Raw genomic sequence first — 24,906 nt, forward strand, 5'->3', positions numbered from 1 at the left:
AGAGGCTCTATCTTGCCGCTACATGCAGAGCGATTTCTGGCGATTTTCATACCACTTTAGCCGATGATTGGCGGAATGCGCTAATATTTCCGAATTCTCACCAAAACTCCCCTAACCGCGATGAGCGACCTCGACAAACTCGACCGTGCGATCCTCGGCGCGCTGCAAACCGACGGGCGCATGCCGAACGCACGGCTCGCCGAAACGGTGGGCCTGAGCGAAACGCCGTGCGCGCGGCGCCTCAAGCGCCTCGAGCAGGACGGCTATATCGAGCGTTACCGGGCCGTGCTCTCGCGCCGCGCGCTCGGCTATGGCGTGGTGGGATTCGTCTCGGTGCGCTTCGCCGTGCACGACCGCGCGCTCGCCGACCGCTTCGAGCGCGAGGTGCTGGCGATCGAGCGCATTCTGTCGTGCCACAACGTAGCCGGCACGGCGGACTATATTTTGCAGGTGGTGGCCCGCGATCTCGACGACTATGGCACCTTCATGCGCGACCAGCTGCGCAGCTTGCCCGGTGTCACCTCGGTCGAATCGGCGCTGTCGCTGCGCGAAGTGAAGGCCGAGGGCGGACTGCCCCTGCCCTGAACACACCCAACCCTATTCACGTAACAACGGAGCTTTCGATGACCCCAGAACAGGCACGAGCCGAAGAAGCCGCCGCCATGGAGCGCGTCCTGACCGCGACCCAACGCGTCAAGTCGGCGTTCACCTCGCTGCAGTCGCAGTTTCCGCCGGAAGGCGATGGCAAGCCGTCGCAGTTCGCGCTGCAGACCTTCGACATGGCGCTCCAGGAACTGGAAGACGCCCAGGCCGCCTTCGACGAGATGCTCAACGATCTCTTCGACGGCGAACGCTGAACCTGCCCGCGTTTGCTGCGCGCCCCGCAAGAGCAGAGCGGCGTGCAGCACGCGACCGGCTTCGCCAATGATTCGGATTCCAGATCAACATCGACACGGCATGACCGATGACATGAACGCTCCCGTCACCGTGCTCGGCGTGGGCATCGTCGTACGCAACGGCGATGCGTGGCTGTTCGGCCTGCGCAAAAGCACATGGGGACACGATACGTGGGCGTTCCCCGGCGGCAAGGTCGACCCCGGTGAGGATCCGCTCGCCGCGGCCGCGCGCGAGCTGCGCGAGGAAACCGGCCTGGAAATGCTCGAGGCGCGAGCCGCCGGCTGGGCCAGCGGCTGGCTCGAAGCCGGCCGCGTGCGTCATGTGACGCTGTTCGTCGAGGCCGCCGCGCCGGGCACGCCCGTCGTCGCGGAGCCCGACAAGTGCGCGCGGTGGGCGTGGTTCACACGGGATGCCTTGCCCGCCGATCTGTTCGAGCCCACGCGCCTCTACTTCGAGACCCGCTAGCGCGTCGCGGCTGCGGCGCGCTCCCGTGCGAACGCTGCGATCCGCTCGCAGGCCTCGACGAGCCTCGCTTCGTCCACGACGAAACCCAGCCGCACATAGCCGTTTGCGGTCTCGCCGAACGCGCTCGCGTCGAGCACGGAAACCTTCTGCGCCTCGAACAGCTGCCAGGTGAACGCCTGCGTGTCGAGGCCCGTGCCGCGGATGTCGATCATCATGAACATGCCCGCTTCCGGCAACAGGCACTTGAGCCCCGGCACGCCCGCCAGCCGCTCGTAGACGATGTCGCGCCGGCGGCGATAGATCTCGCGCATTTCAGCGACGATCTGCGCGCGGTTGTCGAGCGCCGTGATCGCCGCCTCCTGGATGAATCCGGGCAACCCATAGAGCATGCAGAGCGCGAGCCGCGCCAGATGCGCGATCATCGTTTCCGGCGCGATCACCCAGCCCAGGCGCCAGCCCGGCATGGCATGCGACTTCGAGAGGCTGCCGAGCGTGACCGTGCGCTCCGCCATGCCGTCGAGCGCGGCGATGCTCACGTGCTCGCGCTCGAACGTGAGGTCGGCATAGACCTCGTCGGAGAGTACCCACAGGTCGTGCCGCTTCGCCAGCCGCGCGACGCGTTCGAGGTGCGCGCGCGGCATCACCGCGCCGGTGGGGTTGCACGGCGTCGCGAAGAAGATCGCGCGCGTGCGCGGCGTGACGGCGGCATCGAGCGCGTCGCAGTCGAGATGAAAGCCGTTCCCGGGATCGACGGGCACCGGCACGAGCGTCGCGCCCGACGCGCGGATCGCGGCCTCGTACGTCAGGTACATCGGCTCGGGCACGAGCACTTCGTCGCCGGCCTCAAGCAAACAGAGCGACGATGCGAACAAGCCGTTCTGCGCGCCCGCGCAGAGAATCACGTTCTGCGCGCCGACCGCGCGCCCGCTTTGCTGCGCATGCTCGCGTGCAATCGCCTCGCGCAGCGGCTCGCGGCCCATGATGGCCGAGTAGTGCGTATCGCCTTCGCGCAGCGCGGCCACGGCGCGCTCGACGATGGGCGCAGGCGTGCCGAAGTCGGGGTCGCCCACGCTCAGCACGATCACGTCCTCGCCACGCGCCGCGGCCTGCACTGCTGCGTGATGGATCTCCCACGCCGTCGTGCGACGGCCCTGCAACCGCTCGACCAGATTCGAATACTTCATCTTTCGCGACTCTCCCGAACATACGGCACGCTGCGCGCCGTGGCGTTCAAACCGTTCCCGTTGATGCGTGTGTGCAACGATACCAAGGAACGCTGCCGCTGAGAAATGTCGATGCGCGCCAGCGCGTATCCAACGTGGTGTTAGTATTTCCAGCCTGTTGGATGATCTTTTGCCGGCAAACCCGGCGCGCAGCTCCATGTCCTCACCCTACGAAGTCCCGGCGCTACGGCGCATACACGACATTCTCGACGTGCTCGCGCACGCTCAAGGCCCGATGCGCGCGGCGGCAATCGCACAGGCCACCGGCCTCTCGCGCAGCACGCTCTATCTGATGCTCGACTCGCTCGAACGCCGGCGCTGGATCGAAAAGCGCGCCGACGGCTATATCGTCGGCCTCACGTTGTTCGAGCTAGGCAGCGCCTACGTGCGGCACGATCGGCTCCAGGAAGTGTTCCGCCAGGAGGCGACCGTATTCGTCGCGACGCATAACGAAGTGGTTCAGCTCGCGGTGCTGGACGGCGCAGAGGTCGTGTATCTCGCGCGCGAGGACCCCGCGCGGCCCGTGCGTCTCGTCTCCGATCTCGGCTCGCGGCTGCCCGCGCATTGCAGCGCGCTAGGCAAGGCGCTGCTCGCCAGCCTTACCGACGATGAGGTCAACGCCATCCTGCCGCGCCAGCTTCCCGCTGTGACGGCCAACACCATCACGCGCAAGCAGGACCTCATAGCGGCGCTCGCCGCGATACGCCGCTCCGGCCTCGCGCACGAGCGGGAAGAAGTGACGGCGGGTATCGCGTGCTTCGCGGCGTTCGTCGGCGTGACGGCGCTTGGCAAGCGTGTGGCGGTCAGCGCGAGCCTGCCGCTGGAGCGGCTGGACGCACGCCGCGAGAAGCGGCTCGCCATCGCGGTGGTCGAGATGGCGCAGCGTATCGCCAAGGGGCTTTGACGACGCGAGCGCTTGAGCACGCTCGTGTCGCGTGCTCAAGCGCTCTCGCGCGGCATGACGGTGTACTGAATGCGTGTCTTCACGGGATGCGACGCGCTCGCGCCGTCCGCTGCCGCGAGGGCGGCGACGATCGCCTCGCCGGTGCGCTGGCCAATGCCGTAGGCATCGACCGAGATCGTGGTGATCGCCGGATGGCAGCACGCCGCGATCTCGAAGTTGCCGAAGCCGGCAACCGCCATATCGCGGGGCACGCTGAGGCCGCGCCGCTGACACTCCATGATCGCGCCGAACGCCGACATGTCGCTCACGCACATCACGGCCTGCGTGTCGGGCCAGCGTTCGAGCAGCTCGGCCATGGCGGGCGCGCCGTGGCTCATCGTGACCGGCGAGTCGCCGAGCTGCACGACGCGGTGCCTTTCGAGCCCGAGCGCCTTCATCTCCATCTGAAAGCCCTTGAGGCGGTCGAGGCCGCGCCGGTCCAGGTCGCCCGCGCCGCCAAGAAAGCCGATGCGGCGATAACCTTTGTCCGAGAGATAGCGCACCATCTCGCGCGCGGCGCTCACGTTGGAAAAGCCCACGGCCATGTCGATCGGCTCCGTCGGCAGGTCCCACATCTCGACGACCGGTACGCCCGAGCGCTGCAGCAGCGTGCGCGTGGCGTCCGTATGCTGCGCGCCCGTGAGCGCGATGCAGCGCGGCTGGTGGCGCAGCATCTGGCGCACGAGACGCTCCTCGCGATCGAGGAAGTAGTCGGTGTCGCCGATCAGCAGTTCGAGCCCTTGCGGTTCGAGCACGGCGGTGAGGCCGCTCACGGTGTCCGAGAAGTTGGAGCTGGAAAGCGACGGCACGAGCACGGCGACGAACGACGAGCGCCCCGAGGAAAGCGCGCCGGCCGCCGCGTCGGCCACGTAGCCCAGTTCGTCGATGGCGCGCTGCACGCGCTCGCGGGTCGCCTCCGACGCGCTGCGCCCCGCCATCACGCGGGACACCGTCATCTTCGAAACGCCCGCGAGACGGGCGACATCGGACATGCGGGGCGGCGTGGCTTTCGGAGCGCTGGTTTTTGACATCGCGGCTGGGCGGCAAAATAAAAAGAACGCATATCATAACGGCTGCGCCCTTCTTTTCCTCGTTTCGCGCGGTTGCATGTCATCGCCGTCGTAGGCGTTCATTTAATTCGCCATCCTTATCTTCGTGCGAAATCGCTGCGCAAGCGAGCGCCGTTCGATTCGGGAATCCAGGAATTCGGTCACAATCGATGACCGGCGCCAGAGGATGCGCACGCCCGCGCAGACGCCCCGCCGCCCGCCCACGAGCCAGGAGGAAACTTGCCATGCCAGGACCCGCCCGTACGATTGCCGAGAAACGCGCCGAGTTTCGCGCGCTGCACGCCGCCGGTTGCTTCGTGCTGCCGAACCCGTGGGACGTGGGCAGCGCGCGCTATCTCCAGAGCCTCGGCTTCAAGGCGCTCGCGACCACCAGTTCGGGGTTCGCCTGGTCGCGCGGCCACGCCGACAACAGCCTGCCGCGCGACGCGATCCTCGCGCACCTGCGCGAGATCGTCGCGGCCACCGACCTGCCCGTGAACGCCGACTTCGAAAGCGGCTTCGGCGCCGACCCCGCAGGCGTCGAAGCAAGCGTGGGCCTCGCCGTCGAGACCGGCGTCGCCGGGCTTTCCGTGGAAGACTCGACCGGCGACGACGCCGCGCCGCTGCTGCCGATCGAGGTCGCCGTCGAACGCATGCGCGCGGCGCGGCGCGCCATCGATGCGCGCGGCGGCGACACCGTGCTAGTTGGCCGCGCGGAGAATTTCGTCGCGGGCGTGCCCAACCTCGACGACGCCATCGCGCGCTTACAGGCGTACGCGCAGGCGGGCGCGGATTGCCTCTATGCGCCCGGCATCCAGACACGCGAGCAGATCGTGGCCGTCGTCACCGCTGTCGCGCCGAAGCCCGTGAACGTGCTGATCGGCGCGAAGTCGGCCTTCACGCTCGACGATCTCGCCGCGCTCGGCGTGCGCCGCGTGAGCGTGGGCGGCGCGCTCGCCCGCACCGCGTGGGGCGCTTTCATGCACGCGGCGCAACGGCTCAATGAAGGGCGTTTCGACGGTTTCGAAGGAGCGGCCCCCGGCGCGACGCTCAATGGCGTCTTCCGTAGCGAGAGCTAATCACGCTACTTGCGTGACGCGTGAGGCTTGCGCGCCGAACGACGAACGCGCGGGGACGCCGGCGCCCGCGCGCCGGTGACGCTGCCGCCTTCGCCAAAGCACGCCAGCGCCCACGCCACGAACGCGCGCTGCTTGGGGGCCTGCGCTCGGCGATCGGCGTAAAGCAGATGCATGGGCCGTACCGGCGCGGCATACGCCTCGAGCAGCGGCACGAGCCGCCCCGCCGCCACCGACGGCGCGAGGTTCGGTTCGCCCGCCAGCACGATTCCCACTCCCGCCTCCGCCGCCGCGATCAGCGCGCGGGTGTCGTTGCTGCGCAGCTGGCCGCGCGGCTCGACTTCGATCTGCGTGTCGCCGTCCTTGAAGATCCACGTCTGGGGCGCCGGAAAGCTGTCGAACGCGTAATCGAGGCACACGTGCTGCGCGAGTTCGCGCGGGTGCGCCGGCGTTCCGTGTGCGGCGAGATAGGCCGGCGCGGCGCACGGCACGAGCCGATAGGGCGCGAGCGGCCGCGCGACCAGTTGCGAGTCGGGCAGCGCGCCGATGCGAAACGCGACATCGAAACCGTCCTGCAAGAGGTCGAACTGCCGGTCGCTCAGCACGAGATCGACCTTCACGTCGGGGCAATCCGCGAGAAACGCCTTGATTTCATGTGCGAGCCGGAATGCGCCGAACGAGACGGGCGCCGTCACGCGCAGCGTGCCTTGCGGGTGGGCGGTCTGCGCGAGTGCGACGGCCTCGGCGGCGGCCGCCTCTTCGAGCACGCGGCGGCAGGCTTCGAAGTAAGCGCGGCCGGCCTCCGTAAGCGCGTGCTTGCGCGTCGAGCGCTGCAGCAGGCGCACGCCTAGCGTCTTTTCCAGCGCGTCGACATGCTTGCCCGCCATCTGCGGCGTCATCGCGAGCATGCGTGCCGCCGCCGTGAACGAACCGGATTCGGCGGTCTTCACGAACACGGTCATGCTGGTCAATTTGTCCACGATTGGAAATCCACCGTTTCGAGTCTTTCACCTGGATGGCGGATTATCGCATGGGAGTTTCGGCGCTACGCTGGAGTCTCCATTGCAAACCACGGGGCTTCCCATGAACGAACATCGATTGGCTGTCGGCATTCTCGGCGCGGGCGAGATCGGCTCGACACTGGGCAAACTGCTCGCGCAGGCGGGGCATGAAGTGATGCTCTCGTCGCGCGATCCGAAGGCGCGCGCGGCAGAGGCGGCGGCGCTGGGCTGCAGGATCGGCTCGCTGGAGCAAGCCGCGGCGTTCGGAGAGATCGTGATCGCGGCACTGCCGCTGGCCGCGCTCGGCGAGATACCGGTCCAAACGCTCGCCGGCAAAGTCGTCATCGACACCATGAATTACTATCCGGCGCGCGACGGCGCCATTGCGGCGTTCGACGAACACCGCGAGGCGACGAGCGAGCGCGTTGCGCGGCAACTGGATGGCGCACGGGTGGTCAAGGCCTTCAGCGCGATTCTTGCGTACGACCTGCCGCGCGAAGAGCGTCCGGCTGTCGAAGGCGGACGGCGCGCGCTACCCGTCGCGGCAGACGATGAAGCGGCGAAGGCTGTCGTGGCCGCGCTGCACGCACAGCTCGATTTCGACGTGCTCGACGCGGGTTCGCTTGCCGATAGCTGGCGCTTTGAGCGCGCGAAACCGGCCTATTGCATTCCGCTGAACCACACCCAGCTGCGCGCCGCACTCGCCGCGGCCGAACGCGACAAGGAGCTGCCACACGGCTCATGGCGCCGCAAAGCGCGGCAGGATTGAGGTTCACCGATACCGGGGAAATCGACTGGCATACCGAATCAAACGGCACGAAGCCGTCGCGACCTCGGCATTCGGATGAGGTCTAACTCAAGCAGGGAGGAAGTTACGCGCGGGCCAGAACGGCCCGGCGAGCGCCGCCGGATGCGGCGGCGCGAAATGACAAGGCGCAGCGGCGCGCTGCCGTTGCGCCCGGCAAACCGTGCTTAGTCGTAGTGACGGTGCTTGTGGTGCTTGCCGTGATAGCCGCGCGAATAGTCGTCGGCATACGAGTTCGAACGCGAGACATTGCCGCCGAGCGCCGAGCCTGCGCCGCCGCCCACGGCCGCGCCGATCAGGCCGCCCGTACGGCCGCCCATGGCGTTGCCCGCCGCCGTGCCAGCGCCGCCGCCGAGCGCGCCGCCGATGATGGCGCCCGTGCGCTCGCGACGGTTCGAGGTGACCGCGCCACCTGCGCCGCCGCCCACCGCGCCGCCGATCACCGCGCCGGTGCTGCCGCCCACGGCGCCGCCCAAAGCCGCGCCGGCGACGCCGCCGAGCGCGCCACCCAGTGCGTTGTTCATATCGCCGGCGAGCGCCGGCAGCGAGGCCGCAGCAGTCAGCGCGGCAACGGCAACCATCTGGATGATTTTCTTCGACATAGTTGTTCTCTTACGTTTTTGAGACGGAACCGAGTATAGCGGCCAACGTGAAAGGGCTTTGTAACGCCACAGGCCAAGCCCCGTAAGAGGTGTAACAAAATGGTCTGCCTCGGGGTCGCGCCCCGAAAACGCGTCGTGATGCCCCTCAATCCAGCCTGAACACCTTGACCGCGCTGGCGAGCAGCTCCGTCTGGCGATGCTGCTGCCTGACCTGTTCGACCGTGTCGGCGACATGCGCTGCGTTCTCGCGTATCGCCGCATCGATGCCGGCGATGTTCTCGCCCATCTGGTCGATGCCTGCGCGCTGCGCGCCGGTGGCCGTCGCCATTTCGTGAACGATGGCCGACAGGCGCGTGACGCTTTCGAGCACCTCGCCCACCGTGTTGCCCGCGCTTTCGACGAGACCATTGCCCGTGCGGGCGCGCTCGACCGACTCGCCGATCAGCGCCCGGATCTCCTTCGCCGCCGAGGCGCTGCGCTGGGCCAGCGTGCGGACCTCCTCCGCCACCACCCCGAAGCCGCGCCCCTGATCGCCCGCGCGCGCGGCCTCGACCGAAGCGTTGAGCGCGAGAATGTTGGTCTGGAACGCGATGCCGTCGATCACGCCGATGATGTCGGTGATGCGTTCGCACGAGCGATAAATGTCGCCCATCGTCTCGATCACTGCCTTGATCGCCCCGCGCCCCTGGGTCGCGACCTCGCTCGCGGATCCCGCCAGCGCGCTGGCCGCCATTGCGTGATCCACGCTCTCGTGCACGCTTTGCTTGAGCTGCTCCATCGCCGCGACCATGCTTTCAAGCGAACGGCGCTGCTGCCCGGTCCGCTCCGAAAGGACAGCGTTACGCGCGCTGGTTCCCGCTACGGACTCCGAAACTTCACTCACGCTGTCGCGCACCTGCAGCAGCGTCTTGCGCACGGCCGCAAGCGTGGCGTGGAAGGCGCCGGCCACGTCGCTCGCGGGCCGGCTCGCCTGCTCGCTCAGCGTGATGTAGCCCGAAGCCTGGCCGATCCCCTCCGACATGGCCGCGAGTTCGCCCGCGATGTTCGCGTCGCGTTCCTGGCGCGCCGAAATCGCCGCAATGAACAAGGTTTGCAGCCAGAGAAACGCCCAGTGCTGGGCCACGACATCGAAGCCCGTTTGCGAAAAGACCCTGACCGGCCAGCCCCACGCCTGAAAATAGTTGAATGCGAGTTGCTGGACGGAGATGAAGCCGGTAGCAAGCAGCACGACCTGCACGTCGCGATAGGCGAGCAGCAGCGAGAGCAGGATGAACACGACGAAGTGAAACTCGTCCTGCCCGCCTCCCACGTCGATCAAGAGGGCCGCGCCGCCCATGAAGGTGAGCGCGGAACCCATCCTGGTGATCTTGTGCCCCGGCAGGGCAAGTGCGAGCAGGGTGGACACGAGCGCCAGCGGCAATCCGACGACGAGCACGGGCATGAGCGCGTCGAAATGCCAACCGATCCCCAAGGCGCCCGCCAGAAGAATCCAGTTGACCAGCGCGCAAGCCCTGTCGGCTCGTTTGCGCGCGTTCATGAGCGGGCTTTCAACGGCCGCTCCCCGGCGAGCGGCATTGGCTTGGGGGCACGCCTCGCCAAACGGGGCTTCTGCGAAATTGCTGGACATGGAATTCCCGACTCCTGATTGACAATGCAACTTATCGCCATAGTGAAATGGACAGGTCGAATCACATTCCGCATTTATCGGCAGATCAACCGGCAGCTAGATAAGGGAAATCCATTGAAGAATTATTGTTGACTTATCATCCAATGTCATTTTGGTGCCAGCCGTTGTAACGGGACCTAACAAAACTGCATTGGCCGCGGATGTTCCGCGGAGCCGTTTTTATGGCAGGCTTGGCTTATTCGACCGCGAAAAGGCCTTTACCATGTCCCGAAGCCCGCACTCCGTTTCTGCGTTGTCGTTCGCACGTCCCACCTACGGCTTGACGCTACGCGTGCTGCATTGGCTGACCGCGCTATGCATGTTCGTGGTGATCCCGGTGGCGTGGTACATGACGACGATGGACCGTCATGACCCGTCGCACGGCAGTTGGGTGAATTTTCACAAATCGATTGGCCTGACCGTCCTGTTGCTCACGCTGATCCGCGTGGTGACACGGCTTGCGGGCAATGCGCCGCCGCTGCCGCAACGCATTCCGGCGTTCGAGCAGAAGCTCGCGCATATCGGTCATGGCTTGCTGTATCTGATTCTCTTCGCCATGCCGATCAGTGGATATATCAACTCGTATGGCGGCGGCCATCCGGTGAACTGGTTCTGGCTATATCAGGTGCCCGCCGTCGTGCCGGTCGACAAGGCGCTCGGCCATCTCGGCTCGAAAATCCACTATTGGCTGGCGTACCTGACGTACGCACTGATCGCCGGGCACGTGCTTGCGGTGATTTACCATCAACTGGTGCAGCGCGTGGACATCCTGGGACGCATGACGGGGCGCGCGGGCAAACGCTGACACGCCGTCACATCACAACGCACGTTCGATCGCGGCGATCAGCGCCCCCAGCACCCCCTCGATGGGGCGCGAAAGCCGCCGGTCTCGCATCGTCATCACACACAGGTTGCGCTGGTTGAGCGTCGGTTCGTCGAAGCGTTTCGCCACCAGCGAAAGATCGTCCGCGAGGCCCGAAAGCGAGAGCCGGCTGCCAAGCGTGATCGCGCCCGCCAGCGCAGCGAACGCGTGCAGCGCGCTTGAATTGTTGCTCGTGAGAATGGGCTCGAGCTTGATGCCGTGCCGCGCGCAGCATTCGTCGAATAGCTGGCGCGCCGTGTTGCCGCGTTCGAGCAGCGCGACGGGAAAGTCGCGCAGGTCCGCGAGCGTGAGCGAGTCGCGCTGCGCCAGCGGATGCCCCGGATCGAGCAGCGCGCAGACCGGCGCCTGTGCGCTGTACTGCACGTAGACCTTCGCGGGGTCTCCGCTCGAAAACGCCAGCCCCAGGTCCGCCTCGCCCGTGGCCACCCACTGCTCGACCTGCGAAGGCGTACCCGAGCGCAGATTGAAATGCACGTGCGGCGCGACGGCGTGATGCTGCGCGAGCACGTGGGGCAGAAACGAGCGCGTAAAGCCCTCCGTGCAGCCGATGCGGACGATGCCGTGCCCGAGCGCCTTGGCCGTGGCGATCTCGGCGAGCACCGCGTCGCCCTCCAGCAGCGCGCGCCGCGCGTGCTCGGCCAGCCGCTCGCCCGATTCGGTCAGCACCATCCCCCGCGGCATGCGCTCGAAGAGCGCCGTCCCCACGTCCTCCTCCAGCTTGCTGATCTGACGGCTGATCGCCGAAACGGCGACGTGCAGGTTCTCGGAGGCTGCGGCCAGCGACCCCGTGCGCGCGACCTCGACGAAGTAGCGCAAGGCGATTCCATGAAGCATCGGTTTTTCCGTCCAGTGGGCACCTGGTGCGTTGCCATTTCGGCAATGCTATCCGCAAATTTTGAAATTGTTGCGAATTTTTGACGTTCCTAGACTGCTTTCATTCCCCGCACCCAGGCATGAGAGGAGCCCTTTTGAACGAGACCCGACAAACCGCCATCGACCGCGCCGTGCGCGTCTATGATTCCGGCGCTTTCTTCGCCGACCTCCAGCGCCGCGTGGGTTTTCGCACCGAGAGCCAGAATCCCGAGCAGGCCCGCGCGCTCGTCGCCTATCTCGCCGACGAGGTCATGCCCTCCCTCACGCCGCTCGGCTTCACGTGCCGCGTGATCGAGAATCCCGCTGGCGCACGCGCGCCGTTTCTGATCGCCGAGCGCATCGAAGACCCCGCGCTTCCGGGTGTGCTGACCTACGGCCACGGCGACGTCGTGCGCGGCTACGACGACCAGTGGCGTGAGGGTCTCGCGCCCTGGACCGTCACCGTCGAAGGCGACCGCTGGTATGGCCGCGGCACCGCCGACAACAAGGGCCAGCACTCCGTGAACTTCGCCGCGCTCGCCGCGGTGCTGGACGCGCGCGGCGGCAAGCTCGGCTACAACGTGAAGCTGATCTTCGAAACCGGTGAGGAAATCGGCTCGCCGGGCCTCGACGCTGTTTGCGCCGCCCATCGCGACGCGCTCGCGGCGGACGTGTTCATCGCCTCCGATGGCCCGCGCGTGCTGGCCGAACGCCCCACGCTGTTCCTCGGCTCGCGCGGCGGGGTGACGTTCGAATTGCTCGTCGATCTGCGCCGTGGCGCGCATCACTCGGGCAACTGGGGCGGCGCGCTGCGCAATCCGGCCATCGTGCTGTCGCACGCGATCGCGAGCCTCGTCGACCGGCGCGGCGCCATTGCCGTGGACGGGCTGCGTCCGCCGCCCGTGCCCGCGAGCGTGCGCGAAGCGCTTGCCGACATCGTGCTCGGCGGCGACGAAGACGCCCCCGCGATCGATCCCGAGTGGGGCGAGCCAGGCCTTACGCCCACCGAGCGCGTGATCGCCTGGAACACGCTCGAAGTGCTCGCGTTCAAGACCGGCAACCCCGATGCGCCCGTCAACGCGATCCCGCCCACGGCCAAGGCCACCTGCCAGCTGCGCTTCGTGGTGGGCACCGACGCCGCGCGTGTAGGCGAGCATCTCGAAGCGCACTTCGCGCGGCTTGGCTTTGACGACGTGCAGGTACGTGTCATGCAGACGTCCGCCGCGACGCGGCTCGACCCCGACGACGCCTGGGTGCATTGGGCGCTCGATTCGCTGCGCGCATCGACTGGCAAGAAGCCGGCGCTGTTGCCGAACCTCGGCGGCACGGTGCCGAACGACGTATTCGCATACACGCTCGGCCTGCCGACGCTCTGGGTCCCGCACTCGTATCCGGCCTGCGCGCAGCACGCGCCGAACGAACACCTGCTCGGCTCCGTCGCGCGCGAGGCGCTCGCCGTGATGGCCGGACTCTGGTGGGACCTCGGCGACGACGCCGCGCGTCTCGCCGCAAGCCGCGCATCGGCGCAAGCGCAAGCACGCGCGACGCAACCCACCGACGCCCTCGCCTGACGACCCAGATAAAGGTGCCTGCCGCCATGTCCGCCAAACAACCCGTGAGCCTTGTGAGGCTCGTCATCGCCACCTCCGCCGGCAACGCGCTCGAATGGTTCGACATCGCCATTTACGGGTTCTTCGCGGTGTACATCGGCAAGCACTTCTTTCCGGCGGTCAACGAGACCGTTTCGATGCTGCTCACGTTCGGCACCTTCGGCGCGTCGTATCTCGTGCGGCCGCTCGGCGGCGCGGTGCTCGGCGCCTATGCCGACCGCAGCGGACGCAAGGCCGCGCTGATGCTCTCGGTCAGCCTCATGATGGTCGGCACGGCGATCATCGCGCTGATTCCCGACTACGCGTCGATAGGACTCGCCGCGCCGCTCGCGGTGTTCGCCGCGCGGCTCATCCAGGGCTTTTCGGCGGGCGGCGAGTTCGGTGCGTCCACGGCCATGCTGATCGAGCATGCGCCGCACCGGCGCGGTTTTCTCGCGAGCTGGCAGTTCGCCACGCAAGGCCTCGCCACGCTGCTCGCGGCCTCGTTCGGCTATGGTCTCGCCCGCCTCATGGCGCCCGCCGACCTCGCGGCCTGGGGCTGGCGTCTGCCGTTTTTCTTCGGATTGCTGATTGGTCCGGTGGGCCTCTATCTGCGCCGCTTCATTGAAGACGCCGAGGACTTCAAGCGCGCCGCGCGCACCGAAACGCCCGTGCGCGAAGTACTGGGCCAGCAAAAGCGGCTCGTGCTCACGGCGATCGGCCTGCTGACCGTGTCGACGGCGGTCAACTATCTGCTGCAGTACATTCCCACGTTCGCGATCCGCCAGCTGCATCTGCCGGCGGCTACCGGCTTCGCGGCGACGATGGCGGGCGGCGTGATTCTCACCGTCGTCACGCCGTTCGCGGGGCATCTGTCCGACCGCATCGGGCGGCGCACGCAGATGACCTGTGTGGCGCTGCTCTTTCTCGCGAGCGCCTACCCCGGCTTCGCCTGGGCAACCAGCCATGAGAGTGCGGTGCCGCTCTTCGTACTGATCGCGTGGCTCGCGCTCCTCAAGTCGATCTATTTCGGCGCCCTGCCCGCGCTCATGGCCGAGATCTTTCCGGCCGCGACGCGCGCCACCGGCATGTCGATCGGCTACAACATCGGCGTGACCGTATTCGGCGGCTTCACCCCGGCCATCGTCACGTGGATGCTGAGCGCCAGCGGCGACAAGAGCGCGCCGAGCTACTGGCTGATCGCGACCGCCATGATCAGTTTGTCCGCGCTGGCGTATGTGAGCCGCGTACGAGTTGCGGCCACGGTTGCGCAGCGGGCGACGGCGTAGATCGAGCGAGCGGGTGCGCCGCCAACGCCGCAGCGCACCCCCACGATGCACCGGGCTCTGGCCCGCGAATTAACCGGCTCCCAAGCATTGCTTCCCGGTGTTTTGCATAGCGCGAGACCACGCAAAAGCGGGGAGGGAACGCACGATGTACCGACAACCCTATTGAAATCAGTGTCATCGCCCATATCGTAGAATCACGATATATGATTCGGACAGTTACGATGCAGCCGCGATGAAGCATTCCCCTACCACTCCAGCTCTAGACGTCGACGCGATCTGCAAGGCGCTCTCCAATCCGGTGCGCCGCGAGATTCTTGCGTGCCTGCGCGAGCCGCAGGTGCATTTCGGCGACCAGGAGCTGCCGCTCGAAAACGGCGTTTGCGCGGGCAAGATCGACGCGCATTGCGAGCTTTCGCAATCCACGGTGTCCGCGCATCTGGCCGTGTTGCAGAAGGCCGGGCTCGTCACGTCCAAACGCGTGGGGCAGTGGGTGTTCTTCAAGCGCAACGAACCGGTCATCGAGGCGTTTATCGCCCATATGAACGCGCAGTTGTGATTCTTCAGCGACGAAACATCTGCTGAATACGCATCGTCCGTTTCGATTCCCGTATCGCTTTTCAGCCCGCGGGCCGCGCCCGCAGACAAGGTGACCCTACACATGGCAACGCTTTTCGACCCCATCCAGATCGGCGACCTCACGCTGCCGAACCGCATCATCATGGCCCCGCTCACGCGTCAACGCGCAGGTGAAGTGCGCGTGCCCAACGAACTCATGGCGAAGTACTACGCCGAGCGCGCCACGGCCGGCCTCATCATCAGCGAGGCGACCTCGGTGACGCCGCAAGGCGTCGGCTATGCCGAAACGCCGGGCATCTGGTCGCAGGAACAAGTGGCAGGCTGGAAGATCGTGACCGATGCGGTGCATGCCGCGGGCGGCCGCATCTTCCTGCAGCTGTGGCACGTCGGCCGTGTGTCCGACCCTGTGTTCCTGAACGGCGACCTGCCGGTGGCGCCCAGCGCCATCGCGCCGCAAGGCAACGTGAGCCTCGTGCGCCCGCAGCGCGGCTTCGTCACGCCGCGCGCGCTCGAAACCGAAGAGATCGCCGGCGTGATCGCCGCGTTCCGCCAGGGCGCGGTCAACGCGAAGGCGGCCGGGTTCGACGGCGTGGAAATTCACGGCGCGAACGGCTATCTGCTCGACCAGTTCCTGCAGGACAGCACCAACCAGCGCACGGACGCCTATGGCGGCTCGATCGAAAATCGGGCGCGCCTGCTGCTCGAAATCACCGACGCGTGTATCGATGTGTGGGGCGCGGATCGCGTGGGCGTGCATATCGCGCCGCGCGGCGACGCTCATACGATGGGCGATTCGAATCCGGCGGCGACGTTCGGTTACGTGGCGCGCGAGCTCGGCAAGCGCAAGATCGCGTTCCTGTTCGCGCGCGAATCGCTTGGCGACAACCGTCTCGGGCCGCAGCTGAAGGCCGAATTCGGCGGTCCGTTCATCGCGAACGAAAAGTTCTCGCTGGAATCGGCGCAGGCCGTGCTCGCGGCAGGCGAAGCCGACGCGGTCGCGTGGGGTCAGCTCTTCATCGCGAACCCCGACCTGCCGCGCCGTTTCGAACTGAACGCGCCGCTCAACGCGCCGAATCCGTCGACGTATTACGCGCGCGGCGAAACGGGCTACACGGACTACCCGTCGCTCGAAACGGCGGCGTAAAGCTGACATAAGCAGAACGCGTGCGGCCCATGGCCGCATGCCATCAGGCGGCCACGGCGCAGACATTCTGTCTCGCCGTGGCCGTTTTGCGCTGGAAGCCCTGAAAATACAGCGCTTGCGCGAGCAGGCGCCAAAGCTCAGACAGATCACGCTTGCGACCCGCTTGCGGCGTTTTTTGCCCGATAGGTGGATTCAATTGGTATCCCGCGCCCGGATGTCCTTGAATGGAAAACCCCCGCCAACCCCTCCTCGCTGACCGGAGCCAAGTCATGCCGAAGACCGCCGATGCTTCCGAGATCGTCCATACCATCGCCGAAGAAACCAACACGCCGGAGGAAACGGTCGCGCGCATCTACGCCGACACGCTCAATGAATATCGAGCGCAAGCGCGCATCCAGGACTATCTGCCGCTTTTCGCCGCCCGCAAGACGCGTGCGACGCTGCGGCAAAATGGCACGAAGCCGCACTAATCGCCGTCTGTCAGCTTGTCTTTGCGCCGGCCATACGCAGGCCGGCCGCTCCACCCCGCCGCATTTTCCTGCATGGTGCAAGCCCGCATAGGGCTCGCGCCGCTCCATCCATTGGCCGCGCCGGTCACACCCGGGCTGCCATCGCCCCAGCCCCTCTCTTAAGGTTGGTTTAATTCTTTGCTGCAACCATAGGCTCAACCCCTGTTGAGCCGCCGGAACATCGGCGGCGTTTTTTTGCGCGGCAAGCGTAGGAGGAGCGAGGTCATGGTTGAAGACGATGTACTAGTGCACCTGCAGTCCCTGCTGCGCGACGGCGCCGCCTCGACGGTCGCGTCGTGCCGGGTCTCCACGCCGCTCCAGCATCCGTGGGGCCGCGCTTACCGGCTCGTCGAATGGACGACGCCGCTCGACGACAGCGCCCGCCGCCAGGTCGTGCCCGCCGAAAGCACGGCGCTCGATATCGCCCGCCTCGTTGCGCAGCACGTGCCCGGCCGCCGCATTCTGCTGAACGGCGAACCCGCCGCAGTCGAACGCCCTCGCTCGCGCCGCCGCCGCGCGTCCAGCGCCGCGAACGCACGCGCGGCGCGCTAGACGCGCCGCTTCCGGGCGGCGCACACGCGGCGGCACAAGCCGCACTTTGTACTTCCACCGCCGGCATCTCATCCCGCCACGCGCGCTTCCCGCACTGGCAGCGTCAAATCACGAGGCGCGCCAGCGAAGCCTCCAGTTCACCGCTCACACGCGTCATCGGCGCGCGCAGTTCATTGCGGATCCGCCCGCACGCAGCCAGCCCCGCCTTCACCGGTCCCGGATTCGGCTCCGCGAACGCGGCGCGCACGAGCGGCACCAGCGTGTGCCAGATCGCGCGCGCATCGGCGAGACGCCCTTCCTGCAACGCACGCGCCATCCCCACGAAGCGCTCCGGCCGCCAATGCGCCGACGCCGCAATCGCCCCGCTCGCACCCGCGCACATCGCGCCGAACATGTCGATGTCCTCGCCGCAAAGCACCTGCAAACGGCCGTCGAGAATCAGCGCGAGCGTCTTGTCGAGCGAGCCGCCGCAGTCCTTCACCGCGACGATGCGCTCGTGCGCGGCGAGTTCGAGCAGGCTCGGCAACTCGATGTGCACGCCCGTGCGCGCGGGGATGTCGTAGACGATCAGCGGCTTGCGGCTCGCATCGGCGAGCGCGGTGAAGTGGCCGATCACACCCGCCTGCGATGGGCGGATGTAGTAAGGCGCAGCCGCCAGCACGCCCGCGACGGGCCGCTCGTTGAGCGCCGCGATCCGCTCGCAGACGGCCGCCGTGTGATTGCCGCTCACGCCCGCCACGACCGGCAGGCCGGCCGCCGACGCGAGCACGGTGACGAGCACGTCGTCCGCTTCCGCGTCGCTCAGCGCGGCGGGCTCGCCGGTCGTGCCGAGCGCGACGAAGCCGGCCACGCCGGCCTCGACGTAGTGGCGCACGAGCGCGTCGAGCGCAGCATGATCGACTGCACCGGCGTTGAACGGCGTGATGAGCGGAATCCAGATACCCGAAAACTCTGACATGACTTTCCCTTGAACTCGACCGTATGGAAGGTCCGTTCAGCGGTGCGCAGGAGGGAAGCAAGCCGGGAGTGAGGCGGAAGGCGGGGCGCCTTCGGCTGGCTGTTCCGTCGCACATCTGACGGAACAGCAGACTCCGGTCAGATGAGCGGCTGTTTTTTGGCTTTGGCTTTCACCCACACCGATGCGGCCTGCGCGAGCGACGACACCGCGCGCGTGGCGGCGGTGAAATTCGGCAGATCGTGGCGGAGCGGGTGACGTAGCATGTCGCGCAGTGTAACCGGGATCGCGCGGTTGCGGGCAGGCGCCAGCAGGCGGCGTGCTGCGCGAGGGTACGCGCTCACTCGTGCCCGCAGGGTCTCTCGAGCGCTCCTCCGACAAAAGAACTTGACTTCTCGCGCCACCGAACTAATATACGCACCGCGTACATTAACCAGAAATCACGGGTGCCAGCATGAGCGTTCCGCAACAAGCCTTCCTCCGTGACGCCATGCGGCGTCTGAACATGACCCGCGACGCATTTGCGAGCCGCATCGGCGTGTCGCGTCGTGCGCTTGACACGTGGCTGCTGCCCGAGGAGTCGCAGGAATCGCGCGCCATGCCGGAGATCGTCGAGCGCTTCGTTTCGGAAATCGTCGGCAACGGCGAGCCGCGCGAAGACTATACGCAAAGCGTAGACTCGGCGCGTTCGCTCGCGAGCCAGATGCAGTTCGAGGGCAAGCCGCAACTGCTTTCCGTGGACCAGTTCTCGCGCGACTCCGTCGAGGCCCTGTTCCGCGTGGCCGACATCATGCAGCCCATCGCGCGCCGCCGGAAAATCTCGCGCGTGCTCGAAGGCGCGGTGCTCGGCAACCTGTTCTTCGAGGCCAGCACGCGTACGCGTGTGAGCTTCGGCGCCGCGTTCTGCCGTCTGGGCGGTTCGGTGTGCGACACGACCGGCTTCACGTTCTCCTCGATGGCCAAGGGCGAATCGATCTACGACACGAGCCGCGTGATGGCCGGTTACGTGGACGCGATGGTGATTCGACATCCTGATCAAGGCTCGGTGGCCGAATTCGCGCGCGCCGTGAACATCCCCGTGATCAATGGCGGCGACGGTCCCGGCGAGCACCCGAGCCAGGCGCTGCTCGACCTCTACACGATCCAGCGCGAGTTCTCGCGTCTGGGCAAGATCGTCGACGGCGCGCACATCGCGCTCGTGGGCGACCTCAAGTACGGCCGCACGGTGCACTCGCTCGTGAAGCTGCTCGCGCTCTATCGCGGCATCAAGTTCACGCTCATTTCGCCGCCGCAGCTCGAAATGCCGGCATACATCGTCGACAAGATCTCGACCAACGGCCATGTGGTCGAGCAAACGCACGACCTGCGCGCGGGTCTGCGCGGCGCGGACGTGGTGTACGCCACGCGCATCCAGAAGGAGCGCTTCGCCGACGAGTCGTTCGAAGGCTACACGCCCGAATTCCAGATCAACCAGGCAACGATGGACGAGTGCTGCAGCGCCGAAACGCTCGTGATGCACCCGCTGCCGCGCGATAGCCGCCCGGGCGCCAACGATCTCTCGACCGATCTGAACCACGATCCGCGCCTCGCGATCTTCCGCCAGACCGACAACGGCATTCCGGTGCGCATGGCGATTTTCGCGGTGCTGCTGGGCGTGGAAAATCTCGTGCAGCACTCGATGCGCGACGCCGTGTGGCGTCCGCCCGCGTACCTCGGCCCGGACGACGCCGTGTTCCACGGCATCGACTGAGCCTCGTTGCACTCGCAACGTCATCGGCCCGCAAGCGTTGAGTCGCGCTTGCGGGCCGATTTGTTGATGGCGTGCTCACTCGCCTTGCGACGTGCAAACCGTCACACAGGTCAGCCCTTGCGCTTTTTCCGCCGCGTCGATCGCGCTCTCCAGTGCATCGAACGCGTGGCGCTGCACGTCGATCGCATCGAGCGGCAATTGCCCGGACTGCACGAGCGCGATCAGCGCACGGTAGTCCGCACCGCTGTACATGAAGTGGCCCATCAGCTCCCAGTTGTTGATGAGCACTTCCCCATACTTGATCGGCAAGTCCACCTCCATGCTGCCCATCAGCACCATGCGGCCGTTGCGGCGCAGGCTGCGCAGCGCGGCGAGCGTGGCGCCCGGGTCGGTGGCGTGGCCCACCATGTCGAAGGCGAGATCGGCGCCGCCGTTCGCAGCGGCGCGGATGATCTCCACGTCGCGCGCCATTTCGCCGCTGAGAGCGACGGTGACCACGCGCCCGCCGCCGAGCTTCGCGAGCGGCGCCAGTGCCGCGGCGCGCCGACCGAGCGCCACCACACGGCCCGCGCCGAGCGCGAGCGCATCGAGCACGGCCGCCGAGCCGAACGCGCCGGCCGCGCCGTTCACCACCACGGTTTCGCCTGCCGCGAGCCGGCCGCGGCGCAAGCCGCCGAACGGCACCACGAGCTTGCCGAGCGCCGCGAGCTGCGCCGAGGGCACGTGATCGAGTCCGTCGAGCGGGAACACCGTCGAGGCTGGAAACTCGACCGCCTCGCGCAGCGTGCCGTGCGGAAAATCGCCGAGCATGGGCGCGCTGTCGGGGCTGATCGCCGTGAGCCCGAGCAGCGCCTGGGCGGGCTCGCGCAGCGCCTCGTCGGCGATCCAGTAGGGGCTCAGCGCCACGCGTTGGCCGACGCGATAGCCGTACACGCCTGCGCCGACCGCGAGCACCCGGCCGATGCCGTTGGTGCCCGGCGAAAACGGCCCCTGCGGGTAGCCGTAGGGCAGCTTGCCCTGCACGTACTGGCGCGTATAGCCCAGGAGCGGCACGGCCTCCACGCCCACCAGCAGCGCGCCGCGGCGCGGTTCGGGTTGCGGCACGTCGCGCAGCGCGAGCGGCTGGCCGGGTTGATCGAGCATCCAGGCTTTCATGGCTTCTCCTAGTGGAAAGGGTGTGGATCTGACGGATTGAACTCTAGGCGAGCGAGACGTATTCTTGAAATCAATTGCCGACATTGCACCTATCATCGTGATTGATCTCTCTGGCATCGACCTGAACCTGCTCGTGTCGCTCGACGCCCTGCTCGCCGAGTCGAACGTGACGCGGGCCGCCGCGCGCCTGAATCTCACGCAGCCGGCCGTGTCGGCGCAACTCGCGCGGCTGCGCCAGCTCTTCGACGACCCGCTGCTCATCCCCGCCGCCAATGGCCGCGGCATGACGCCCACGGCGCGCGCGCTCGAGCTGATGGCGCCGCTGCATGCGGCGCTCAAGACGCTCGAAACGGTGGTGCGCCGCGAGCCGGCATTCGATCCGCTCACGGGTAAGCGGCGCTTCGTGGTCGCCGCGAGCGACCAGTGCGTGGCCGTGCTCGGCCTGCCGCTGATGATCGCGTGGCCGCGTCTGGCGGGGCCCGGGCTGCAACTGGCGTTCATCGCGATCGAATCCGGTTCGCTCGCGGAGCGCTTCGAGCGCGGCGAAATCGATTTGCTGCTCGGCTCCGCGCAGCAGGTGCCGCCAACGCTCAAGGCCAGAAAGCTCTACGACGAACGCTTCGTCGTGGCGCAGCGCAAAGGGCATCCGCGCGGGGCGGCCCCGTTCGATCTGGACAGCTATTGCGCGCTCGAGCACGTGCTCGTTTCGACCAGCGGCGCGAGCTTCTTCGGCTTCATGGACGAACATCTCGAAGCGCTCGGCCGCCGCCGCCGCGTGGCGCACTCGGTGCAGCACTTCACGCTCGTGCCCGAGGTGCTCACGCGCACGGACTACGTGGCGACGCTGCCCTACCGGCTCGTCGCACGCTACCAGGACCGCGTGGACCTGTTCGAGCTGCCGTTCGGGGCACGCGGCTTTTCGATGCATGCGGCATGGCATCCGCGCAATCACGCCGATCCGGCGCTCGTGTGGCTGCGCGAGGCCGTGGCTGCGCTGGGCACCGGTGGCATGGTTAGCGATCCTCTCGATTGACTCGCGCGCAATTCGTCAGTCGATTAATAAGGCGGATGTCTGCATGCGTACCGCCTATACTGCATGAGACGTCAAAAAGGCGGCCACGCCGCAACACGAAAGCACGTTCCCGCGCCGTTGTCCCGTCGTCGTTTCCTGCGTTCCCGCTACGTTGCGAAGCCATGCTGACCACAGAAGAAATCCGCGCGATTCCGCTTTTCTCCACGCTCCCCGAAGCCGAACTCGAACGTCTCGCCCACACCTCCGCCGACCTGCACCTGAGTCCCGGTGAGTACGCCGTGCACGAAGGCGGCGAGCGCGCGCTCTATGCCGTGCTGTCCGGCAAGATGGAGGTCGTCAAGCTGTTCGACGGCATCGAGCGCACGCTGGGATGGCGCTTGCCCGGCACGATCTTCGGCGAGGTGCCGCTCGCGCTCAGTTCGCCCTTTCCCGGTGCGTATCGCGCAGCCCTTCCCTCGCGCGTCATGCGCGTGGACGCGCAGCACTACTACGCGCTCGCTGCCGCTTCCCCGGACGTCGCCACGCGCATGGGCGCGCTCGCCCGCGAACGCATAGGCGGCTTGCAGGGCCTTTCTGCCGAGCCGCCGAAAACACGCGTCACGCTCGTTGGCGCGCGCTGGGACCCGGCTTGCGCGAACCTGCGCCAGTTCCTCGCGCGCAACCAGATCAGCTGCGAGTGGTTGACGCCCGACGCGCCCGAACTCAAGACACGCTGGAACGGCCCCTGCCCCGAAGAACAGCACTGCCCCACCTTGCGCCTCGCCGATGGCACCCTGCTGAGCCGCCCGGCGACGCGCGATCTGGCGGAGCGCCTGGGGCTGCAAACCCAGCCGCGTCTCGCGGAATACGACACGCTGATCATCGGCGGCGGCCCGGCGGGTCTTGCTGCGGCGGTCTATGGCGCGTCGGAAGGACTCCGTACCATCGTGGTCGAGCGTGAAGCACCGGGTGGCCAGGCCGGCACCTCTTCGCGCATCGAAAATTATCTGGGCTTTCCTGGCGGCATATCCGGCGACGAACTGGCGAGCCGCGCGCTGCAGCAGGCAAGGCGCCTCGGCGCCGAGATCCTCGTCACGCGCGCGGTTGCACGCGTCGATACCGCCGCGCGCGAAGTCCACCTCGACGGCGGCGACGTGGTGCGCGCGCACACGCTCATTCTCGCGACGGGCGTCACCTGGCGGCGGCTGGCGATCGAAGGCTTCGACCGCTTCATCGGCAAAGGCATCTATTACGGTGCGGCGCGCAGCGAAGCGAGCGGCACGCACGGGCTCGACGTGTATCTGATCGGCGGCGGCAATTCTTCGGGACAGGCCGCGCTGTACTTCGCCAATCATGCGCGCGCCGTGACGCTCATCGTGCGCGGCGAGTCGCTCGAGAACAAGATGTCGCGCTATCTCGTCGAGCAGTTGGTGGGAAAGGAGAACGTCCGCGTCGAACTGAACTCGGAAGTCGTCGGCGTGTATGGAGAGACGCACCTCGACGCCATCGACGTGCTCAATACGGCCAGCGCAAGCGTGAGCCGGCGCGAATGCGGCGGCTTGTTCGTGTTCATCGGCGCGGACGCGGAGACCGGCTGGCTCCCGCCGGAGATCGCCTGCGACAAGCGCGGCTACGTGCTGACCGGCGACGATGCCGTGAAAGCCGGGCGCTGGTCGCACCGGCGCGATCCCTACCTGCTCGAATCGAGCGTACCCGGCATCTTTGCCTGCGGCGATGTGCGGCTGAGCCCGGTCAAGCGTGTCGCCTCGGCCGTCGGCGAAGGCAGCATGGCGATCGCCTTCGTGCATCGTTACCTTCAGGAAGACCGCTCATAGCGTACGCGTTGCGCGGAACGACTCGTCGCACAACCATCTTTCAATACGCTTTTCCCTCGCGCTGCATTGCGTTTCTGTCCACGGCGTCAGCTTCGCGCCGGACTCGCGTCAGCCATGCGACAGCGTTGCGCCATCAAGCAATATGCAGCGAAAAATTCACATGTAAGCGCTTTACTTTCGTGTTCGAGAAGTGCAATTTGCAGTTCTGCGATGCCCGGCCGAGCAACCGCGGCACCGGAATTGCTTCACGAAAGAGGCGCGCCGCTGCGCGACGAAGCCCTGCGCAACCCCGCGCGGCCAGCGCCTGAAGTCCCGGATTACGTTCCGTCTTCATCCTGGAGTCCGCAGATCGCCATGTCCAACGAACGTCCCCTCGATGCGCCGTGCGATTGCGACGACGCCTCCCAAGCTTCCCCCTCCCGCGCGCCCGCCGACGTCACCCGCCGCCGCTTCCTGCAATCGGCGGCCGCCGCTGCCGCGTTGGGCGCGACGCCTCATCTGCATGCACAGAATGCGCCGGCCGCCACCGCCCCCACCGAAGCGCCGCCGCCCGCGCCCGCGCAACCGGTCAGGCTCGACATCAACGGCCGCGCATACGCGCTGCATATCGAACCGCGCGTCACGCTGCTCGATGCGCTGCGCGACTATGCGGGCCTCACGGGCACGAAGAAGGGCTGCGATCGCGGCCAGTGCGGCGCCTGCACGGTGCTCGTCGAGGGACGGCGCATCAACAGTTGCCTCACGCTCGCGGTGATGCACGAAGGCCAGCGCATCACCACGGTCGAAGGGCTCGCGGGCGTGGCCACGTTGAGTCCCGTACAGCGTGCCTTTATCGAGCACGACGCCTTCCAGTGCGGCTTCTGCACACCGGGCCAGTTGTGTTCGGCCACGGCATGCCTGAACGAATTCGCGGCAGGCGCAGCGAGCGCCGTCACGCCCGACGTGCGCACACGCCCCGCGCAACTGAGCGATGCCGAAATCCGCGAACGCATGAGCGGCAACATCTGCCGCTGCGGCGCCTATGTCAACATCGTGGCCGCCGTGCGCGACGCGCACACGGCCGGCGCCTGAGCACGGA

At 67.1% G+C, this 24,906-nt stretch carries 26 protein-coding genes and 1 pseudogene; 17 read left to right on the top strand and 10 right to left on the bottom strand.

Going from position 1 to position 24,906, the window contains the following annotated elements:
* Positions 1 to 120: 120 nt before the first annotated feature.
* The 3 genes from AB4Y35_RS41200 (at position 121) to AB4Y35_RS41210 (ending at position 1,362) form a co-directional block, all read left to right on the top strand.
* Complete coding sequence (locus AB4Y35_RS41200) at positions 121 to 585, top strand: Lrp/AsnC family transcriptional regulator (protein WP_368688436.1); 465 nt, start codon at positions 121 to 123, stop codon at positions 583 to 585.
* Positions 586 to 623: 38 nt separating this feature from the next.
* A complete protein-coding gene (locus AB4Y35_RS41205) occupies positions 624 to 857 on the top strand; it encodes a hypothetical protein (protein ID WP_069261806.1) in 234 nt (77 codons plus the stop codon).
* 112 nt (positions 858 to 969) lie between these two features.
* Positions 970 to 1,362, top strand: coding sequence for an NUDIX hydrolase (locus tag AB4Y35_RS41210; RefSeq protein ID WP_368708741.1), 393 nt, complete (start codon positions 970 to 972; stop codon positions 1,360 to 1,362).
* Here AB4Y35_RS41210 and AB4Y35_RS41215 read toward each other — a convergent pair.
* Entirely contained in the window at positions 1,359 to 2,546 is a 1,188-nt protein-coding gene (locus tag AB4Y35_RS41215) for a pyridoxal phosphate-dependent aminotransferase (RefSeq protein WP_368708742.1), read from the bottom strand. The genes AB4Y35_RS41210 and AB4Y35_RS41215 overlap by 4 nt on opposite strands.
* 196 nt (positions 2,547 to 2,742) lie before the next feature.
* Here AB4Y35_RS41215 and AB4Y35_RS41220 point away from each other — a divergent pair, with 196 nt between their 5' ends.
* Entirely contained in the window at positions 2,743 to 3,489 is a 747-nt protein-coding gene (locus AB4Y35_RS41220; protein WP_368688439.1) for an IclR family transcriptional regulator, read from the top strand.
* Between the two features lie 35 nt (positions 3,490 to 3,524).
* On the opposite strand, the gene AB4Y35_RS41225 is transcribed toward AB4Y35_RS41220, so the two are convergent.
* Complete coding sequence (locus AB4Y35_RS41225; RefSeq protein ID WP_368708743.1) at positions 3,525 to 4,520, bottom strand: LacI family DNA-binding transcriptional regulator; 996 nt, start codon at positions 4,518 to 4,520, stop codon at positions 3,525 to 3,527.
* Positions 4,521 to 4,822: 302 nt separating this feature from the next.
* On the opposite strand from AB4Y35_RS41225, the gene AB4Y35_RS41230 reads away from it, so the two are divergent.
* On the top strand, positions 4,823 to 5,656 hold the full coding sequence (locus tag AB4Y35_RS41230) for an oxaloacetate decarboxylase (RefSeq protein WP_368708744.1): 834 nt from the start codon (positions 4,823 to 4,825) through the stop codon (positions 5,654 to 5,656).
* A 5-nt stretch (positions 5,657 to 5,661) separates the two neighbouring features.
* On the opposite strand, the gene AB4Y35_RS41235 is transcribed toward AB4Y35_RS41230, so the two are convergent.
* The gene (locus AB4Y35_RS41235) at positions 5,662 to 6,633 is read right to left on the bottom strand and encodes a LysR family transcriptional regulator (RefSeq protein ID WP_368708745.1); all 972 of its coding nucleotides are present in this window, start codon (positions 6,631 to 6,633) and stop codon (positions 5,662 to 5,664) included.
* A 103-nt stretch (positions 6,634 to 6,736) separates the two neighbouring features.
* Between AB4Y35_RS41235 and AB4Y35_RS41240 the strand changes: the two genes are divergently transcribed.
* Positions 6,737 to 7,423: an NADPH-dependent F420 reductase gene (locus tag AB4Y35_RS41240; RefSeq protein ID WP_368708746.1), complete on the top strand. Its 687-nt coding sequence runs from the start codon at positions 6,737 to 6,739 to the stop codon at positions 7,421 to 7,423.
* A gap of 203 nt (positions 7,424 to 7,626) precedes the next feature.
* Here AB4Y35_RS41240 and AB4Y35_RS41245 read toward each other — a convergent pair whose 3' ends face one another.
* Together AB4Y35_RS41245 and AB4Y35_RS41250 are read right to left on the bottom strand one after the other, a co-directional pair.
* A complete protein-coding gene (locus AB4Y35_RS41245; RefSeq protein WP_069261799.1) occupies positions 7,627 to 8,061 on the bottom strand; it encodes a hypothetical protein in 435 nt (144 codons plus the stop codon).
* Positions 8,062 to 8,206: 145 nt separating this feature from the next.
* A complete protein-coding gene (locus AB4Y35_RS41250; protein ID WP_368708747.1) occupies positions 8,207 to 9,598 on the bottom strand; it encodes a methyl-accepting chemotaxis protein in 1,392 nt (463 codons plus the stop codon).
* A gap of 352 nt (positions 9,599 to 9,950) precedes the next feature.
* Between AB4Y35_RS41250 and AB4Y35_RS41255 the strand changes: the two genes are divergently transcribed.
* Positions 9,951 to 10,532 carry a cytochrome b gene (locus tag AB4Y35_RS41255; RefSeq protein ID WP_368708748.1) on the top strand — a complete coding sequence of 194 codons (582 nt, stop codon included), beginning with the start codon at positions 9,951 to 9,953 and terminating at the stop codon, positions 10,530 to 10,532.
* Positions 10,533 to 10,544: 12 nt separating this feature from the next.
* On the opposite strand, the gene AB4Y35_RS41260 is transcribed toward AB4Y35_RS41255, so the two are convergent.
* Entirely contained in the window at positions 10,545 to 11,444 is a 900-nt protein-coding gene (locus AB4Y35_RS41260; RefSeq protein ID WP_368708749.1) for a LysR family transcriptional regulator, read from the bottom strand.
* 134 nt (positions 11,445 to 11,578) lie between these two features.
* Between AB4Y35_RS41260 and AB4Y35_RS41265 the strand changes: the two genes are divergently transcribed.
* From AB4Y35_RS41265 to AB4Y35_RS41290, 6 genes and pseudogenes are all read left to right on the top strand, one after another.
* On the top strand, positions 11,579 to 13,033 hold the full coding sequence (locus AB4Y35_RS41265; RefSeq protein ID WP_368708750.1) for a M20 family metallopeptidase: 1,455 nt from the start codon (positions 11,579 to 11,581) through the stop codon (positions 13,031 to 13,033).
* Positions 13,034 to 13,059: 26 nt separating this feature from the next.
* Positions 13,060 to 14,340 (top strand): MFS transporter, encoded by a 1,281-nt coding sequence (locus tag AB4Y35_RS41270; RefSeq protein WP_368708751.1) that lies wholly within the window; start codon positions 13,060 to 13,062, stop codon positions 14,338 to 14,340.
* Positions 14,341 to 14,572: 232 nt separating this feature from the next.
* Positions 14,573 to 14,896, top strand: coding sequence for an ArsR/SmtB family transcription factor (locus AB4Y35_RS41275; protein ID WP_368688449.1), 324 nt, complete (start codon positions 14,573 to 14,575; stop codon positions 14,894 to 14,896).
* A 102-nt stretch (positions 14,897 to 14,998) separates the two neighbouring features.
* Positions 14,999 to 16,060: an alkene reductase gene (locus tag AB4Y35_RS41280; protein WP_368708752.1), complete on the top strand. Its 1,062-nt coding sequence runs from the start codon at positions 14,999 to 15,001 to the stop codon at positions 16,058 to 16,060.
* A gap of 269 nt (positions 16,061 to 16,329) precedes the next feature.
* Positions 16,330 to 16,530 (top strand): DUF3562 domain-containing protein, encoded by a 201-nt coding sequence (locus AB4Y35_RS41285; protein ID WP_028202533.1) that lies wholly within the window; start codon positions 16,330 to 16,332, stop codon positions 16,528 to 16,530.
* A 264-nt stretch (positions 16,531 to 16,794) separates the two neighbouring features.
* A pseudogene (locus AB4Y35_RS41290) lies at positions 16,795 to 17,025 on the top strand (DUF2866 domain-containing protein); the annotation flags it as partial.
* 199 nt (positions 17,026 to 17,224) lie between these two features.
* Here AB4Y35_RS41290 and dapA read toward each other — a convergent pair.
* Together dapA and AB4Y35_RS41300 are read right to left on the bottom strand one after the other, a co-directional pair.
* A complete protein-coding gene (gene dapA, locus AB4Y35_RS41295; RefSeq protein WP_368708753.1) occupies positions 17,225 to 18,079 on the bottom strand; it encodes a 4-hydroxy-tetrahydrodipicolinate synthase in 855 nt (284 codons plus the stop codon).
* A 137-nt stretch (positions 18,080 to 18,216) separates the two neighbouring features.
* A complete protein-coding gene (locus AB4Y35_RS41300; protein ID WP_368708754.1) occupies positions 18,217 to 18,420 on the bottom strand; it encodes a hypothetical protein in 204 nt (67 codons plus the stop codon).
* 110 nt (positions 18,421 to 18,530) lie between these two features.
* On the opposite strand from AB4Y35_RS41300, the gene AB4Y35_RS41305 reads away from it, so the two are divergent.
* A complete protein-coding gene (locus AB4Y35_RS41305; protein WP_069261789.1) occupies positions 18,531 to 19,826 on the top strand; it encodes an aspartate carbamoyltransferase in 1,296 nt (431 codons plus the stop codon).
* Between the two features lie 75 nt (positions 19,827 to 19,901).
* On the opposite strand, the gene AB4Y35_RS41310 is transcribed toward AB4Y35_RS41305, so the two are convergent.
* The gene (locus AB4Y35_RS41310) at positions 19,902 to 20,981 is read right to left on the bottom strand and encodes a zinc-binding dehydrogenase (RefSeq protein WP_368708755.1); all 1,080 of its coding nucleotides are present in this window, start codon (positions 20,979 to 20,981) and stop codon (positions 19,902 to 19,904) included.
* Between the two features lie 97 nt (positions 20,982 to 21,078).
* Here AB4Y35_RS41310 and AB4Y35_RS41315 point away from each other — a divergent pair, with 97 nt between their 5' ends.
* Together AB4Y35_RS41315 and AB4Y35_RS41320 are read left to right on the top strand one after the other, a co-directional pair.
* A complete protein-coding gene (locus tag AB4Y35_RS41315; protein ID WP_368708756.1) occupies positions 21,079 to 22,014 on the top strand; it encodes a LysR family transcriptional regulator in 936 nt (311 codons plus the stop codon).
* Positions 22,015 to 22,175: 161 nt separating this feature from the next.
* Positions 22,176 to 23,828 carry an FAD-dependent oxidoreductase gene (locus AB4Y35_RS41320; protein ID WP_368708757.1) on the top strand — a complete coding sequence of 551 codons (1,653 nt, stop codon included), beginning with the start codon at positions 22,176 to 22,178 and terminating at the stop codon, positions 23,826 to 23,828.
* Positions 23,829 to 23,961: 133 nt separating this feature from the next.
* On the opposite strand, the gene AB4Y35_RS41325 is transcribed toward AB4Y35_RS41320, so the two are convergent.
* The gene (locus AB4Y35_RS41325; protein ID WP_368688456.1) at positions 23,962 to 24,162 is read right to left on the bottom strand and encodes a hypothetical protein; all 201 of its coding nucleotides are present in this window, start codon (positions 24,160 to 24,162) and stop codon (positions 23,962 to 23,964) included.
* A gap of 20 nt (positions 24,163 to 24,182) precedes the next feature.
* On the opposite strand from AB4Y35_RS41325, the gene AB4Y35_RS41330 reads away from it, so the two are divergent.
* Complete coding sequence (locus AB4Y35_RS41330) at positions 24,183 to 24,899, top strand: (2Fe-2S)-binding protein (RefSeq protein ID WP_368708758.1); 717 nt, start codon at positions 24,183 to 24,185, stop codon at positions 24,897 to 24,899.
* The last annotated feature ends 7 nt before the right edge of the window (positions 24,900 to 24,906 follow it).

Source organism: Paraburkholderia sp. EG286A, from assembly GCF_040965375.1.
Taxonomy (GTDB): domain Bacteria; phylum Pseudomonadota; class Gammaproteobacteria; order Burkholderiales; family Burkholderiaceae; genus Paraburkholderia.